This is a genomic window from Luteolibacter luteus (assembly GCF_012913485.1).
Lineage (GTDB): Bacteria > Verrucomicrobiota > Verrucomicrobiia > Verrucomicrobiales > Akkermansiaceae > Haloferula > Haloferula lutea.
Genome location: NZ_CP051774.1, coordinates 3,925,988 through 3,940,925, shown reverse-complemented (window position 1 = coordinate 3,940,925; position 14,938 = coordinate 3,925,988). Strand labels below are relative to the sequence as shown.

The following is a 14,938-nucleotide window of genomic DNA, read 5'->3' as shown; positions in this document are numbered from 1 at the left end:
TCTCAGTGGAAAGAGAAACTATAGGTGACTTCGAGAGGCTCGTTCCCGAGCTCCTTCTTCAGATCGGCAGGAAAGGGAGGAATGGAGGCGGAGCGGATGCTCTCCGAGGTGAAGCCCTTCTGGATGTTTCCAACCCCGAAGGACTCGACGAAATTGACCGAGCGTACCTTGCCGTTCGACTCGAGCACGAAGCGCACGAGGATTTGGCCCGGGGTAATGTAGTCGCGGTTGCGATTGCAATTCCGCTGCCACTCCTGCTCCACCGCCCGGCTCAGCAAGGCGTGATACCTCCCCAGCGCGCTATCTTCCACATCCAGCGCGGATCTTCCCTGGCTGCTGATGGACCCGTGGATGCGGTGCTTGTATTGGTAGCCGCGGAATCCGGGCTCCTCCGGAACCTTCGTGGTTTGCGGGCGGGTCGGCGGCCGGTCTTGGCCGGGACGATCCTTGTCCGCCATGGTCCGCTTTTCCTCGGCATCCTTCGGCAGATCCTTGTCGGCCTCCTTCACAGGATCCGGCTCCTCGCGAGGTGGCTGCTCGGGATCGATCGCCTTCGCCGTTTCCTGAGGGGCATCGGCCTTCACCTCCCGCTCCACCGGAAAAGGCCCTTCCACGATATCTTTCTTAGGCGGGACCGGCGGAGGGGCTGGGGGCTGGGCCTTGGCCGCCTCCGTCCGCATCGGTTCCGGCGAGTCGGGGCCCACGGCCATGTCGAGCGGATCCTCGGGCGAGGGCGGACGCGCAATGTTGTCGTGGGCCAGATTCCCATCTTGGTACTGGCTCACGGTGGTTTCGTATCTCCCGTCCTCTTCTGCCTCCTTGCCGTCTTGGCTCGGCATGTTCGCCTCGGCAGTCGCTTCCGGCGGCAGATCACTGGTGGCACGGGTATTCCGCTCACCGATGAAGGCGGGATTTTCAGGACGCTCAGCCTCTTGGTCCAGCGTGGTGCGGGCGAAACTTGGCTGCTCGGCCGGCGGCTTCGGTTCCGGGGCGGCCACAGGTGCCGCCGCCTGAGGAACCGGTGCCGCGACGATCTCCGGAACGATCATCGCCACCGTCTCCCGGGGCTTCGGCACGCGGGCTTGCTCCTCGCTACGCTGGCGGGAAAGAAGCTCGATGTTGGCCAAGGCATCGAGGGCAAAGGCCAGGATGATCAGCACATTCAGCGCGGCAGACACAAGAAAGGCCGCCAGCCAAAGACGGGCCTGTTCTCGGGAGTTATGACCTGCAGCCGTCATCGAATCCGGGCGCGAGCTTCACCCGGATCGTGCAACCCTGCAATCCGGGAAATCCCCGGATTTCACCAATCCTCAAGGTCCATCGGCTGATGCTCGCCCTCGTCGGCCAGCGAACAACTGAAATAGAGCGCTCCCGGCGCAGGAATCAGATCGCCGCTGGAAGTGTAGGTTCCCTCCGCGGGGCAAACCGGCATCGACTCCACGAAGCAACCCGCCCCGATGATCTTGCTCTCCAAGCCCGCCACCACATTGCCCGGCTCATAGCCGTTGAGATTCGAGAAACTCCGCACCCCCTTCTGAACTGCTTGCAAGTTCATGATGCACAAGGCGCGATCCGAGCCCTTCTTCCACGTGTTGGCTCCAAGCACGAGAATGCCGATCAGGCTAAGCATGATCATGATCACGAGGGTCATCTCCAGCAACGTCATCGCCGGAAACAACCCGCGGAAACGAGGGTGACGTGAGCAAAGCTCCGCCCGGGAACGTGTAGGGCACGCAAGGTTCATGGGACAGCACAGATGGGTGTTTCTGGGGAGTGCTTGCGGGGAGTCGTCGTGGAAATAGAACTTTTCCGGAACTCTTACAAGCTAATTCTCCATTACAACCTGATATTCAACATGTTTAAGGAATGTTAAATATCTATCTCCATCTTGCCTCTCCCTGCCTTCAAATCCCCCGCGCGAGTTTCCAGCACTCTAGGAATCCCGCGGCAAAATCCTCCGGCCGGGCAGCAATCCAAGCCCCCAACTCATCCGGCCTCATCCAGAGGGCAGCCTCCACTTCCGAGCAAGGAAAGCGGGGCGATCCGTCCCAGCGGGTGAGATAGAGCACCACGTGTTCCCACCCGGTCGCTTCACAAGGCGAGATCCGCCCGATCTCCTGTACCGATACGCCGGTGATGCCCATCTCCTCTTCCAGTTCCCGAACCGCCGCGGACTCGTAGCCTTCTCCGGAATCGAGATGCCCGGCCACGCTGGAATCCCAGACCGAGGGGTGGACATCCTTGAAGCGGGAACGCTTCTGGAGCAGCAGCTCGCCATGACGGTTCACCACGAAAACGTGGACCGCCCGGTGCAGGAGGCTTTGCGCATGCACATCGCGGCGGGTGGCTTGGCCGGTGACCTCGTCCGCCTCGTTCACCACGTCGAAAATCTCATCGCCACGCTGTGCCACATCGCGCAGCGGATGATCATCATAGTGACGGGCGAGTTCGATCCATTGGCCCAACGTCAATTCCTCGGCACGGGTGGTCAGGGAAGCCCCGATCTCCGCGGCCACCTTTTCCCAAGGCGGACTCTCCGGCATCTGCTTGCCCATCTGCTTGCGGCGCTGGGCGAAGCCCCGCCGGATCAATTCGTCGAACCGACGGGCATCAAACGCCGGAAGCTCCTTTCCGCGCGGCAGCAGCAGCGCCACCGAGGAGTCGATCTGGGGTCTGGGGTGGAAGGCCTCAGGCGGCACGGTGCGCAGCGGTTTGACCTGCCACTCGCTCTGCACCCGGAGGGTCAGCACCCCGTAGTCCTTCGTCCGCGGGACCGCCGCCAGTCGCTCGATCACTTCTTTCTGAAGCATCACCACGGCACGCTCGAACGGATTCGGGCGGGACAGGAAATTCCGGAGGATCGCCCCGCCGGAAGAATAGGGAAGGTTCCCGAGGAACTTCACCGGCCGGTGCTTGTAGATCTGGCGGACATCGAATTTCGCGCCATCGGCATGGTGGACCTCCACCGAAGGCTCCTCGGCGAAGCGCTGCTTGAGCCAGGCAGCCAGCCGGGAATCGAACTCCACCAGCACGATTTTCCGGACTTTCCCGACCAAATGTTCAGTCAAAGCGCCGGTGCCGGGACCCACTTCGACGATGGCGTCGTCCGGCCCGGCATCGAGTTGGTCGGTAATCCAGCGCGCCATGTTCGGGTCGCAGAGGAAATTCTGCCCCAGTTGGCGGCTGGGCATCACCCCGGCGGCGAGGAGGGCGTCGCGGATCTCGTGTCCTGTCACCCCGCGAGCCAAACGCCCCCCTTCCCTCCCCGGCAAGACCGCTTTCCATCGGGGCGACGAAAAAAACACAGAAACATTTGAACGCACCCCATACGCACCTGTCTGAAACACTGAAAACCGCGCGCAAGTGCAGTTTTCATGTAAGGGTGAACAGCAGTTGTCAGCTTGTGCCGCCATCGTCTGACGAGAACGGTGTGGGTTGACGAACTTGGCCGTCGGGGAGTGGGTGCTCCCCGGCGGCTCTTTTTTGCCCGGAGGGGACCATTGGACAAGGTTCCCGAAAGCTCGCACTGTGGTAAATCCCGGTCGTGCAGTTCCTTTTCTTACCGGCTTCTTGGCTCCCGCCCTTGCCCCTCGGAGCGCCTGTTAATTTTCCTGTTTTATCAGGCGATAACAGGCGGACGGACCGAGGCTGGACGTCCCCTGAAAATGGGCCGCGGGGAAAGGCGATTGCCCCGTCCGGCTACTCCGGACTCCGCACGCCCTCCGATATCCCGGAGAAAGTCCCCACCTCCATTGGCTTTCAGGCCGCGAATAAGGGTTGATGCCATGAGGTCGGCTCCCTTTACTTCCGCGCCCCAAGGGGCAACTCCCTAGCGTCCATGATCGAACATCTTCGCAAGTACACCGGCATGATCATCTTCGTGATCGCGCTGCTTTTCGTCGGTTTGGCCTTCTTCGGCGATCATGGAACCTTCGGGGGCCGCGGCACGAATGACCCCGCCTACATCTCGGTCGACGGAAATGCCTACAGCGTGAGCGAATTCCGGAAGAAGGGTGAAGCTTCCCTCCAGCTCGGCGGCGGCTTGGGACTCTATCCGTATCTGGTCACCATGGGTGCCCTCGGCAACCCTAACCAAGAAGAAGCGGCTAAGCAGCTCTTCGTGAACCGCCTGCTGGTGGAACAAGGCTGCGAGGAATTCGGCATCCACCCCGGCGACGCTGAAGTCACCGCGGCCCTGAAGGCTATGCCGGTCTTTCAGGGCCAGGATGGCACCTTCGATCAGGCCAAATACAACACGATCGCCACCGAAGGCATCGGACACTACGGCATGACCGAAAAGGATCTCTTCGAGTTGGTACGCGATAGCATCGCGACCGAGAAGCTGGCTTCGGTGATCGGCGGCGGCCTTAGCAGCGACCGTCAGTCTGCACTGGAATCCGTGGCCAGTCGTGACCAGCAGGTGACCATCCAGCTCGCCCGCATCGCTCTTTCCTCCTTCCAGGAAAATCTCAAGCCGACCGACGACGAGCTCAAGACCGCTTGGGAAACCAAGAAGGATGCCTATCAGACCGAACGGAAGATCAAGGTGACCTACTTCATCGCCAAGCCGACCTACCCGGAAGCGAAGAAGGAGGAGCCGAAGCTTCCCGACGCGCTGACGGAAGAGGACAAGAAGAAGGCCGAGAAGGAAGCCGCCGACAAAAAGGCAGCTGAAGATGCCGCCCTCGCCGAGCAAAAGCGCACGGTGGACAACGAACTCGCCGACGCCGTGGATGCCTTCCTCGCCGATCTCCAGAACAGCGAAGGCAAGGACTTCGATAAGCTGGCGAAGGACAACAACTGGGAACTGGTCACCACCGAGTTCTTCCCGCGTTCCGCCGTGCCCCCGGCTCTTTCCGTCAATCTCCGCTCCACCACCGGTGCCGCCCGCGCCGCCGCTGACTTCCTCTTCCAACTCGACATGAGCAAGGACTTGCTCGCCCGCTGCTCGGAAGCCCTGCCGCTTAACGACGGCGCTTGGCTGATCGCCCGCCTCGACGAGGAGGAAGAAGCACGCACCAAGACCTTCGAGGAAGCCAAGGAAGACTTCACCAAGGATTACATCGCCGAACATGCTGGCGAAGCCCTGAAGAAAGACGCCGGAGAAAAGGCCGCCAAGATCCGCGAGGCACTCGGTGCCGGCAAGAGCTTCGCTGACGTTGCCAAGGAAGTGGGCCTCGAGCCTAAGGCCCACGGCCCTTTCAAGGCCACCGATAAGCTCGAAGGCGAAGCCGACGTCGCCACTCTCTTCCAAGCCGCTTCCACCGTGGCACCCGGCTCCCTAGCCGATCCAAAGTTCCTTCCTGATGACAAGAAGCCGGAAACCGCCCTCTTCGTCTTCGTCGAGAAGCGCGAGATCGTGAAGGACCCGGCCCGCGCCGAGCGCGTCAATCAGGCCGTGACCATGTCGGGACGTAGCCTCCAAAACGCCGCTTTCGACTCTTGGCTGAAGGCCAGGCTCGAATCCGCCAAGGTGGAAATGCTCACCAAGTAATCGCCTCTGCGGAGGCCCGCGATCCGATGCCGGACTCCGAACGGGACGATTTTTTCGACGACGCCAACGGCTGCCTCGCCCTCGGGGAACTGGAGGAGGCAGCCGCCCTTTACCGGAAGTGCGTCGCCCTTGACCCCGACTTTTTCGATGGCTGGCATGCCTTGGGCATGTGCCTGCTGAAGCTCGGCCAGATCAAGGAGGCCATCGGCTGCGGCCTGCAAGCCACCACCCTCAGACCGAACGACCTGCTCGCTTGGACCGGCTTGTCCCAGATGTATGTCCGGGACGGCCAGATCGCCGAGGCGGAGTTCGCCAAGGGCAATGCCCGGATTCTCTCCTTGGGTGGCAAGGTGGTCCGGGACACCTGATAGAAATTACCCGCCCGGACGCGGTTCTTGCCTGACTTCGTTCGTCATTCGGAAATCCTGCATTAGTCATTCTCCATCCATGTTTTTCATCACCACCGCCATCGACTACACCAACGGCGCGCCACACATCGGCCACGCCTACGAGAAGGTGCTCGCCGACGTGATCGCCCGTTACCAGCGGCTGAAGGGCGAGGAGGTCTATTTCCTGACCGGCGTGGACCAGCACGGCCAGAAAGTCCAGCAGACGGCTGAAAAGGAAGGGATCAATCCCGCCACCTTCGCGGCGAAGAAGACCAAGCTCTTCCTCAACCTCTGGAAAAAACTCGGCCTCCAGTACGATGGCTGGGCCGCCACCACCGACGACCGCCACAAGGCTTGTGTCCAGGCGATCCTCACCGACCTGAAGGACCGCGGCGAACTCTACAAGAAGGCCTACAAGGGCTTCTACTCGGTGCGCCAGGAGCAGTTCCTGACCGATCGCGATCGCAATGAGGCCGGCGAGTTCGGATCCGAGTGGGGCGAGGTCGTGGAGATCGAGGAGGAAAACTGGTACTTCCGCCTCAGTGCCCACGCGGAGTGGCTGAAGAACTACGTGGAGAAGAATCCGGACTTCGTGATTCCAGGCTTCCGCCGCAACGAACTGGTCGGCGCGCTGGCCAACTCGGGCGAGCTCGATCTCTGCATTTCCCGCCCGAAGGAGCGCCTGCGCTGGGGCATCGAGTTTCCCTTCGATACCGACTTCGTGACCTATGTGTGGTTCGACGCCTTGATCAACTACATCTCCTTCGCCGGCTACAAAGCGAAGGAAGGCAGCGATCTCCCCTCTTTCGAAAAGCTCTGGCCCTGCGCCGCCCACGTCATCGGCAAGGACATCCTCGTCCCCGCCCACGGCATCTACTGGCCCTGCATGCTTCACGCCATGGGCTTCGCTGATGAGGAGATGCCGAAAATCCTGGTCCACGGCTGGTGGAACATGAAGGGCGAGAAGATGTCGAAGTCTCTCGGCAATGTCGTCGATCCCGACGAACTCGCCGACAAATTCGGCGTCGACGCGCTCCGCTACTATCTCGTGCGGGATATCACCACTGGCAAGGACGCGGACTTTGATCTCGATCGCCTAGTGATGCTCTACAACCAGGAGATGGCGAACGAACTCGGCAACCTCTGCAACCGTGCCCTCAACATGACCGCACGCTTTGGCGGCGGCAAGGTGGTCACCGGCGCGGAGACCAACGACGACGACCTGAGCCTCCGTGCCTCACTGCTTACGGTGATTGAGGACTATCGCGCCGCGATGGACGGCTTCGACGTCGCCGAAGCACTGAAGGCGATCAACCGTCACGTCACGGTCTGCAATGCCTACGCCGAGCGGAACAAGCCTTGGGAACTGGCCAAGGACCCGGCCAACAAATCCCGCCTCGATTCGGTGCTCTACCACCTCGTGGAGAGCCTCGCTCACTGCGCCGTGCTCATCTCCCCGGTGCTGCCCGAACCCGCTTCGCGCATTGCCTCGCAGCTCCGGATGGACGAATTGCTCCAGCTTAAATTCGACGACCTCAAGTGGGGCCTCGTTCCGGAAGGCCACGAAACCGGCAAGCCGAAGCCCGTCTTCCCGAAGATCGTGGTGGAGGAAGCCTGAACCGGGCGATCAATTCAAACTGAAGGAAAGGGAAGGCGACTCATCATCGCCTTCCCTTTTTTCGGCTCGAAATTCCCCAAAAGAGCCAAAAAAAGATCTTCACTGCTTTTTCACTGTTAACTCCTGCCCCGATTCATCTATGTGAGAGCGCGTTTCATCCGTCCTCCGCTGATGAATCATCCTCCCAATCGCGATCAGGGAAGCTTCCGGGCCACATGGCGGAAGCTCGGTGGATCATCCCTTTCGGCATCGCTGGCATTCCATGTCGTCCTGCTGATCGCCGCCTTCTTCTGGGTCTTCCGCACGATTCCGGAAAAGCAGCTTCAGAAGAAAGTCGACTTCATGCCCACCGGAGGCGGCGGCGGCGATCCCGCGCTGCTGGAGCGGAACATGCGGACGCAGCACATGAATTTCGCCACCCAGCGCATGGCGCGGATCACGGCGAAGGACGTGGATAGCCTGATACCGTCTTCCGAACCCTTCGAGGCCTCGCCCTTGAAGTCACCCTTGCAACTCGATGCCATCACTCGCAGCGGCGGTTTGGGCGGCGAGGGGGTCGGCGGTGGCCTTGGAGACGGCCGTGGCAAAGGCTTCGGCAGCGGTACCGGAGTAGGCAAGGGCTTCGGCAGCGGAGCACGGAATCCCTTCGGGATGATCGACCCGAATCAAAGCGCCCTGACGGGAACCTTCTACAACCTCAACCGTAGTAGCGACGGGAGCATCAAGAATACCCGCTACGAGGACTATCACCGGCTTGCCGTCCGGTTCGTGAATCAAGGGTGGAATGAAGAACTTCTCTCAGACTACCTGAAGGCGGACACCCGCCTCTACCTTCCCTATCTTTATCTCCCCGTCCTCCCGGCAACCGTGGCACCGCGGGCCTTCCGGCAAGCGGTCGATCCCCACCCTTACTGGATGCTCGTCTATCGCGGTACCGTGATCGCGCCGAAATCGGGCAGGTTCCGCTTCGTCGGTGCCGGAGACGACGTGCTGGCGGTGCGCTTCAACAAGATGAATGTTTTCGACCACGGCTACCTTGAACCCACGGGCACCTTGAGCCCAGGCGCGCCGGTGATGCTGGCGGCCCCAGAAAACCAAGCGCTCTATCAGATTCCGAAACGTGCGCTCTACACCTACCCCAGTACGGTCGACTGGAATCGGAATCTGGGTGGCATGGCCGCAGGCCCTGCCTTCGAAGTCGAAGAAGGGCACGAGTATCCGATCGATATTCTGATTGCCGAAGGCCAAGGAAGCCTCTTTGCCGCGGCGCTTCTTATCGAAGAAATCGGCGCGGAGTACCCCAAGTCGCGGACCGGTGCCCCGGTGGTGCCGCTTTTCCGTACCGACTACATCTTTCCTGCCGCGCCCCGCGGCGACAATTCACCACCTTACCTTTTGGACTCGCCGGTTTGGAAGATCGTGAAGTCTCGCGAGAAGATCTGAAGCCCTGCCACAGCCGCAAAAATGCACGGCTCTTTCGCTGATTCTCTTGGTTGACGAACGGCGGATCGGTGCGACCGCTGGGAAAGCCGCTCTAACAACCCCCGGCTCCCTGAAGACCATGAAACTGAACTACCTCTTTGCCGCTGCAGCGCTCGCCTTGATCCCGGCCTGCGAACGCCACGAAACCCCGGAAGTGAAGGAGAAGATCGACGACGCGCTCGATCGCCGCCCGAACGAAGGAATCAAAGATGCTACGGAAGACGTGAAGGATGCCGCCAAGGATGTCGGCGACGAGATCAAGGACGCAGGCAAGGAAATCAAAGAAGACGTGAAGGACGCGACCCGCTAGTACCGCCTCCCAAACCGCGACCGGAAACCCGAACGTTTCCGGCGCGGCCCATCATCGGGCGAACTTCCTAGTTCCCGGTGATGTTCAGATTCTCAAAGCGCGCGTGGGTATCAACCACACGCAGCCCGACGGAACCTTTCGCGTAGGTATCGTCCTCCGCGCTAAGGACCTTTTTCCCGTCCAGGGACACGGTGATCTCTTTGCCTTTCGCGGTCACCGCGAGCTTCACGCCACTGCTCACATCGCTGGTCAGTGGTGCACGGGAAATCTCCTTCCAGTTCTTTCCGTCGGTCTTGCCGAGCACCACGGTCTTGTTGCCGGGAATAATTCCCGCGAAGTAGCCGCGCTGGGCATCGAAGCCGACTGACGGATCAGTAACGCGAAACAGGAGCCCCGCATCGCGATCCCCTTTCAGGAAGCTGATCTCGGTATCGACACTGAAGTCCGTGAACTCCCCTCCATCCAACACCAGCTTCTCGCCAGCCCGGTAAGCGTTCACAGGCTCTGCGGGAGCGGTGCCGAGTTCGACGCCCTTGTCCGTGATCGCGAGGAACTGCTGGTGCCCATAGTAAGAGAATGCGTCGAGATCCCTCGAGTTTCGGAAAGAAACCGCGAGCGGAAGCGAAGACGAAAGGATCTTCTCACCGGAAGGAAGCGGCAAAGACGTACCGGGATCCACCGGTTGACCGAAGTCAGGGACACCGTCCCTAAAGGTGAAGGGCTGGACGAAAATTGAGCGCAGCCAGTTGCCTCCGCGATCGCGCTTGGCGTGATAGACATTCCACCACTCCTTGCCATCTGGGCTCTGCACGAAGCCTCCATGACCAACGCCGAAGGTCTTTTCCGTGCCGCGGAAAACAGGCTGATCATGCTTCTTCCACGAGGTAGGATCGAGTGGATCCTCGCCAGTCAACTCCATCAGGCCAAGCTTGTAGGTCGGAAGCCAGGAGGCGGCCGTGGAATAAATGAGGAAGGTCCGGCCTTCATGCTGCAAGATTTGCGGACCCTCCGCCAGACCGCGCGAGCCTTCGCGTTCCTCGGTGCGTTCCCAGAGATAGGTATCGTTCTTCGAAAGAAGAACGCGTGGCCCGGAAAGCTCGACCGGGGACTTCATCGGCGCGATGTAAAGGTATTGGTTATCGCTGCCCGGCTTGTCCCAGCCAGACCAGACGGCGTAGAGCTTGCCGTCATTCTTGAAGACCATCATGTCGATGGCCCAGATGTTCGGCGATTTGCCATCGCTGCCTTCACCGGTGGCAAAGGGGCCGTGAAGCTTGTAGGGCCCCAGCGGGTCGGAGCCTTCGGATTCCAGAGCATAGGCCAAGTGGTTCGCATTCTTCCCGTCAGACGCAGCCACGTAGATGTAGAACTTGCCGTCGATAAACTGGAGCTCCGGTGCCCAGACTTCCTTCGAGTAAGGGCCATTCTCCGGTGCCTGCCACACCACATGCGGGGTGCCGAGCGAGGTCAGACGATCCGAAACCCACAAGGCTACGCCACGGTTACCGGCGGATTGGCACCAGATATACTTGTCATCATGACGGATCACACATGGATCCGCACCCTCCGCGATCGGATTGACAAAGTTCTGCGCGACCGAGGCGGAAATCAGGCTGGCTGAGAAGATCAGGGTGCGAAACATGAGGGCACCGGGATAGGGACCCACAAGATGAACGACAACCTGAAAGTCAGGGCCATCTCCCAAGCCGACGGTGAAGATCCCTGCTCGACCCCCAGCATGAAACATGGCTAGCTTGGAGACCATGGATCAAACCCGAAACCTTGGACCGGGAGCCGGGGCACTTCCTCCGCCCCTTCCTCACCAAGGCGCCAGGCAAGACTACGGCTGGATCTGGATCTCAGCCGGGCTCTTCCTGCTTCAACTTTTCATCCTGCTGCTAAACGTCGAAGCCATGGACAAGGCGGCCGCTCCTTCAGGGAGCGGCCATGCCATCGCAAAAACAACGACAGTCTCCCTCGAAGACATCCCGATACTCCTGATCGTAGGGTTCTTTGGTTCCCTCCCGGCCTTGGGAGGAGCCTTCATCGCAGCCTATTGGGGGAAAGGACCGTTACGGGTGATCCTGAGCTTGTCCGGGATCGCCTTGTGGTTCCTTCAATCGGGATGGCCCTATCTCCGTTGAACCGGGGATGGACTCAGAAGTTCACCTTGTCGGCCTTGCGAAGCCGATCGGCCAAAACCTTCATCACCCGGAGGGCGAAGAAAGGAATCTCATCCACGAGGAAGGTAAACTCACGTTGATTGAGAGGCACCAGCTTGCAAGCGGTGCGGGCCACCGCATCGGCAGAGCGAGGAGCTTCATCGATCAGGGCAAGCTCTCCGAAGAAATGGTCCTCGTTCACGGTCTCCACGACCTTCCCATGGATCGTGATGTCCACTTCGCCCTCATGAACGATGAACATCTCAGTTCCCGGATCGCCGGCTTTGAAGATCGTTTCACCAGCCTCAAAGGACCGGATCTTGGACGAATCGGTAAAGATATTGGGAAGTTTCATGGGGGATCGAGAGACTGGATTGACTCTCTCTTTATCAAGCAGATGGGTTACTTGGCAAGCGAAGGACCCAAAGTGACAGATCCGACACATCGTCATGACTCCTGCATCGACGCCCGTGGTAGCACCTCGTAGGGTGCGAGGCCGTGGATCATGCCATCGTCACGGACATCGCCTGGTGCATTATTGCGGCATGGGTGGTCGGCGTCCTCTGCCAGCTTATACGGCAGCCGCTGTTGATCGCCTATCTGGTGGCCGGCTTTGCCATCGGACCGAACGGTTTCAAGTTCATCACCTCTCCCGACTCTATCCGGACCATGTCCGAGATCGGGCTGGTGCTGCTCTTGTTCATGATCGGGCTGGAGATGGACCTGAAGAAGATGCTCGGCTCCGGCAGGGCGATCATGATCACCGCGCTGGTTCAAATATGCGGCAGTGTCGCGCTAGGCTGGATGATCTTCCGCTACGTCGGCCCTGCTGCAAGCAGCTTGGAAGCAATCTATCTCGCGGTGGCAGTCGCGATGAGCAGCACGGTGATCATCGTAAAACTGCTGCACGACAAACGTGAGCTGGAAACTTTGGCGGGACGAATCACGATGGGAATTCTCGTGCTTCAGGATGTGGGAGTGATCCTTTTCCTCGCCATCCAACCGAACCTGAAAGATCCCGCGATCGCCCCCTTGGCGATGGCGGTCATCCGCGTCCTGCAACTGGTGGGTGCCGCTTATTTTTCGGGGCGCTTCCTCTTGCCTCCGATCTTCAAAATGGTCGCACGCCGCCCGGAGCTGGTACTCGTCGGAGCACTTGCCTGGTGTTTCGCGATGGCCGGGCTCGCCGGCTACCTCGGACTCTCTCGTGAAATGGGAGCGCTGCTGGCAGGCGTGATGGTTTCAACCTTCCCCTACACACTCGATGTGGTTGCAAGGATCACGAGCATCCGGGATTTTTTCGTCACCCTCTTCTTCGTCTCTCTCGGGATGATCATTCCACTGCCGACCTGGGAGTATATCTTGTGGATGCTGGTCTTCAGTTCCGTGCTGATCATGACTCGCCTCATCACGGTCTTCCCCACCCTCTTCCGCTCCGGGCTGGGACAACGCATGAGCTTATTGCCAGCCCTCAATCTGAGCCAGCTGAGCGAGCTTTCACTGGTGCTTCTCGCAATCGGCAAGGCCTCGGGAGATGTCTCGGACAAGACAATAAGCATCACGGCCTTCTCCTTCGCATTCCTCGCAGTGCTCTCGACCTATGCCATCACCGGAAGCGAAACAATCCTGCGCCGCATCTCGCCGCTGCTCCGGAAGGTCGGCTTCCCGGATCTTCCTGCAGCGACTCATGAGGTGGACGAGCGGGAAGAGACAGCACGGATCTTCCTGCTCGGCTTCTCATGGACCGCGAGTTCCCTGCTCGAGGAAATCACCCGCGGTCATCCAGCGCTGCTCTCACAGCTCAGGGTCGTGGATTTCAATCCCGAAACCGCAGCCAAGCTGCGCGAACGCGGCGTCTCGGTGGTGTATGGCGATGTCAGTCGTCCCGAGGTTTTGGAGCACACCGGGATCGATCGCGCACAAGTCATCATCTGCACCCTGCCGGATGGGATCCTGCGCGGTGCCAGCAATCGCAGGATGCTCGCGCAGCTGCGCGCCTTGAACCCGGAGGCCGAAATCATCGTTCACGCCGAGAAGCTGGCTGATGCCGAGGCCCTTTATGCCGAAGGCGCAAGCTACGTCATCACCCCGCGCCTGCTCGAAGCAGGCGACCTCCTCGAAGTATTGGGCGCCATCGACAACAAACTCGCCGGCGAGAAGCGGGCGGAGCAGCTGACACGATTGAGCCAACATCGCGAGGTGATTCCTTGAATCTCGCACCAAACTCCTCCAAGCTATCTTGCCCCCACCGATGAAGCTGCTCTTTGTCGCCGACCTGCACTACACCTTGAAGCAGTTTGATTGGCTCGCCGCCAATGCCGCAGAATGCGACGCCCTCATCATCGGCGGTGACCTTCTCGATCTTGCCGGATCACTTGAGATCGATATCCAGATCGTCGTGATCGAAAAATACCTGCGTCGCCTGCGGGAACTTACACGCGTGATCGTGAGCTCTGGCAATCATGATGGCGATCACCGCGATGCGAGCGGAGAGTCGAGGGCGCGTTGGCTGGGAGACGTCCAGACGGAGCGCCTGCACATCGATGGCGAATCCATCGATATGGGAGGGATGCGCATCACGATTTGCCCCTGGTGGGATGGACCGGTCTCCCGTGCTGAAGTGGAGAAACAACTCATCGCAGCTGTTCCACCGCCAGGTACCCCTTGGATTTGGGTATACCACGCCGCACCGGAAGGACCTCTAAGCTGGACGGGCAAAAGCTTTGCAGGCGATGAAACCCTGACCGCCTGGATCAAGCGATTCTCGCCCCACATGGTCCTATCCGGCCATATCCACAATGCACCGTTCTATTCGAAGGGGGCGTGGATCGACCGCCTTGGAGAAACATGGGCCTTTAATCCCGGCCGCCAGATCGGCCCGTCCCCTACCGCCCTCCGCTTCGATTGGGAGAAACAGGAAGTAAGCTGGATCTCCTCGGACGGAGTGGAGCAACGGCCTCTCACATGTTAAGCTCCGTCACCGGCTTTCACGCCTTTTTCTTGCGGGGCCGGTGCATCAAGGCATCCAGCACCGCATCCACCATGCCGAGGTGATCGTGCCCCTCATACTGGTGCTTCACATCGACGAGATAACGGTTAAGCGCATCGATCCGGTGAGCCAGCAACTCGGCGATGTGCAAGCTGGCATCTGCCGAGGAGGCGAGGAACTCCCTTGGACGGAGGATCGAAGCGACCCGTACCGGACCGAGGGCCCGCACACTCGCCGTGCAAGGGCCGCCGAGAAGCAGCGACATCTCCCCAAAGACCGATCCGGATTCAGAGATCTTCGCCACGCGTACATCATCCCGTATCACTTCCACGTCTCCCTCAAGCAGGACATGCAGTTCCGTGCAGGCGTCACCCTGTCGAAGAATGAAATCTCCCGCGACAAACTCGCGGCCCGGGTACTCCGCAACGGTTTGGAGAAAGGGATTCATGTCCGATGCACCTCCATCCATTTGCAAGCAGACCCGGGACCACTTG

At 60.1% G+C, this 14,938-nt stretch carries 14 protein-coding genes; 8 read left to right on the top strand and 6 right to left on the bottom strand.

Annotation, left to right across the window (positions count from 1 at the left end; genetic code table 11):
- Positions 1-2: 2 nt before the first annotated feature.
- From HHL09_RS16220 to rsmA, 3 genes are all read right to left on the bottom strand, one after another.
- A complete protein-coding gene (locus HHL09_RS16220) occupies positions 3-1,178 on the bottom strand; it encodes a hypothetical protein (RefSeq protein ID WP_169455668.1) in 1,176 nt (391 codons plus the stop codon).
- Between the two features lie 122 nt (positions 1,179-1,300).
- Positions 1,301-1,666, bottom strand: a complete 366-nt coding sequence (locus HHL09_RS16215; RefSeq protein ID WP_169455667.1) for a type II secretion system protein — start codon at positions 1,664-1,666, stop codon at positions 1,301-1,303.
- A gap of 238 nt (positions 1,667-1,904) precedes the next feature.
- Positions 1,905-3,236 carry a 16S rRNA (adenine(1518)-N(6)/adenine(1519)-N(6))-dimethyltransferase RsmA gene (rsmA, locus tag HHL09_RS16210; RefSeq protein WP_205760859.1) on the bottom strand — a complete coding sequence of 444 codons (1,332 nt, stop codon included), beginning with the start codon at positions 3,234-3,236 and terminating at the stop codon, positions 1,905-1,907.
- Positions 3,237-3,838: 602 nt separating this feature from the next.
- Here rsmA and HHL09_RS16205 point away from each other — a divergent pair.
- From HHL09_RS16205 to HHL09_RS16185, 5 genes are all read left to right on the top strand, one after another.
- A complete protein-coding gene (locus tag HHL09_RS16205) occupies positions 3,839-5,494 on the top strand; it encodes a peptidylprolyl isomerase (RefSeq protein ID WP_169455666.1) in 1,656 nt (551 codons plus the stop codon).
- Between the two features lie 26 nt (positions 5,495-5,520).
- Entirely contained in the window at positions 5,521-5,862 is a 342-nt protein-coding gene (locus tag HHL09_RS16200; protein ID WP_169455665.1) for a tetratricopeptide repeat protein, read from the top strand.
- 79 nt (positions 5,863-5,941) lie between these two features.
- Positions 5,942-7,501: a methionine--tRNA ligase gene (metG, locus tag HHL09_RS16195; protein WP_169455664.1), complete on the top strand. Its 1,560-nt coding sequence runs from the start codon at positions 5,942-5,944 to the stop codon at positions 7,499-7,501.
- A 171-nt stretch (positions 7,502-7,672) separates the two neighbouring features.
- The gene (locus HHL09_RS16190; protein ID WP_169455663.1) at positions 7,673-8,944 is read left to right on the top strand and encodes a hypothetical protein; all 1,272 of its coding nucleotides are present in this window, start codon (positions 7,673-7,675) and stop codon (positions 8,942-8,944) included.
- A gap of 118 nt (positions 8,945-9,062) precedes the next feature.
- Complete coding sequence (locus tag HHL09_RS16185) at positions 9,063-9,293, top strand: YtxH domain-containing protein (protein ID WP_169455662.1); 231 nt, start codon at positions 9,063-9,065, stop codon at positions 9,291-9,293.
- 67 nt (positions 9,294-9,360) lie between these two features.
- Here HHL09_RS16185 and HHL09_RS16180 read toward each other — a convergent pair whose 3' ends face one another.
- Positions 9,361-10,935 (bottom strand): family 43 glycosylhydrolase, encoded by a 1,575-nt coding sequence (locus HHL09_RS16180; protein ID WP_169455661.1) that lies wholly within the window; start codon positions 10,933-10,935, stop codon positions 9,361-9,363.
- A 121-nt stretch (positions 10,936-11,056) separates the two neighbouring features.
- On the opposite strand from HHL09_RS16180, the gene HHL09_RS16175 reads away from it, so the two are divergent.
- Complete coding sequence (locus HHL09_RS16175) at positions 11,057-11,437, top strand: hypothetical protein (protein WP_169455660.1); 381 nt, start codon at positions 11,057-11,059, stop codon at positions 11,435-11,437.
- Positions 11,438-11,450: 13 nt separating this feature from the next.
- Here HHL09_RS16175 and HHL09_RS16170 read toward each other — a convergent pair whose 3' ends face one another.
- Positions 11,451-11,810: a cyclic nucleotide-binding domain-containing protein gene (locus HHL09_RS16170; RefSeq protein ID WP_169455659.1), complete on the bottom strand. Its 360-nt coding sequence runs from the start codon at positions 11,808-11,810 to the stop codon at positions 11,451-11,453.
- Positions 11,811-11,953: 143 nt separating this feature from the next.
- Here HHL09_RS16170 and HHL09_RS16165 point away from each other — a divergent pair, with 143 nt between their 5' ends.
- Together HHL09_RS16165 and HHL09_RS16160 are read left to right on the top strand one after the other, a co-directional pair.
- Positions 11,954-13,666 carry a cation:proton antiporter gene (locus tag HHL09_RS16165; RefSeq protein ID WP_169455658.1) on the top strand — a complete coding sequence of 571 codons (1,713 nt, stop codon included), beginning with the start codon at positions 11,954-11,956 and terminating at the stop codon, positions 13,664-13,666.
- Positions 13,667-13,706: 40 nt separating this feature from the next.
- Positions 13,707-14,426, top strand: coding sequence for a metallophosphoesterase family protein (locus HHL09_RS16160; RefSeq protein ID WP_169455657.1), 720 nt, complete (start codon positions 13,707-13,709; stop codon positions 14,424-14,426).
- A 16-nt stretch (positions 14,427-14,442) separates the two neighbouring features.
- Here HHL09_RS16160 and HHL09_RS16155 read toward each other — a convergent pair whose 3' ends face one another.
- On the bottom strand, positions 14,443-14,892 hold the full coding sequence (locus HHL09_RS16155) for a Crp/Fnr family transcriptional regulator (protein WP_169455656.1): 450 nt from the start codon (positions 14,890-14,892) through the stop codon (positions 14,443-14,445).
- Positions 14,893-14,938 lie beyond the last annotated feature (46 nt).

What these genes read in the sequence shown, in the direction of transcription:
- HHL09_RS16215 (WP_169455667.1), bottom strand. Translation starts at nt 1,666, where the DNA reads ATGACGTTGCTGGAGATGACCCTCGTGATCATGATCATGCTTAGCCTG.
- HHL09_RS16205 (WP_169455666.1), top strand. Translation starts at nt 3,839, where the DNA reads ATGATCGAACATCTTCGCAAGTACACCGGCATGATCATCTTCGTGATC.
- HHL09_RS16200 (WP_169455665.1), top strand. Translation starts at nt 5,521, where the DNA reads ATGCCGGACTCCGAACGGGACGATTTTTTCGACGACGCCAACGGCTGC.
- metG (WP_169455664.1), top strand. Translation starts at nt 5,942, where the DNA reads ATGTTTTTCATCACCACCGCCATCGACTACACCAACGGCGCGCCACAC.
- HHL09_RS16190 (WP_169455663.1), top strand. Translation starts at nt 7,673, where the DNA reads ATGAATCATCCTCCCAATCGCGATCAGGGAAGCTTCCGGGCCACATGG.
- HHL09_RS16185 (WP_169455662.1), top strand. Translation starts at nt 9,063, where the DNA reads ATGAAACTGAACTACCTCTTTGCCGCTGCAGCGCTCGCCTTGATCCCG.
- HHL09_RS16180 (WP_169455661.1), bottom strand. Translation starts at nt 10,935, where the DNA reads ATGTTTCGCACCCTGATCTTCTCAGCCAGCCTGATTTCCGCCTCGGTC.
- HHL09_RS16175 (WP_169455660.1), top strand. Translation starts at nt 11,057, where the DNA reads ATGGATCAAACCCGAAACCTTGGACCGGGAGCCGGGGCACTTCCTCCG.
- HHL09_RS16170 (WP_169455659.1), bottom strand. Translation starts at nt 11,810, where the DNA reads ATGAAACTTCCCAATATCTTTACCGATTCGTCCAAGATCCGGTCCTTT.
- HHL09_RS16160 (WP_169455657.1), top strand. Translation starts at nt 13,707, where the DNA reads ATGAAGCTGCTCTTTGTCGCCGACCTGCACTACACCTTGAAGCAGTTT.
- HHL09_RS16155 (WP_169455656.1), bottom strand. Translation starts at nt 14,892, where the DNA reads ATGAATCCCTTTCTCCAAACCGTTGCGGAGTACCCGGGCCGCGAGTTT.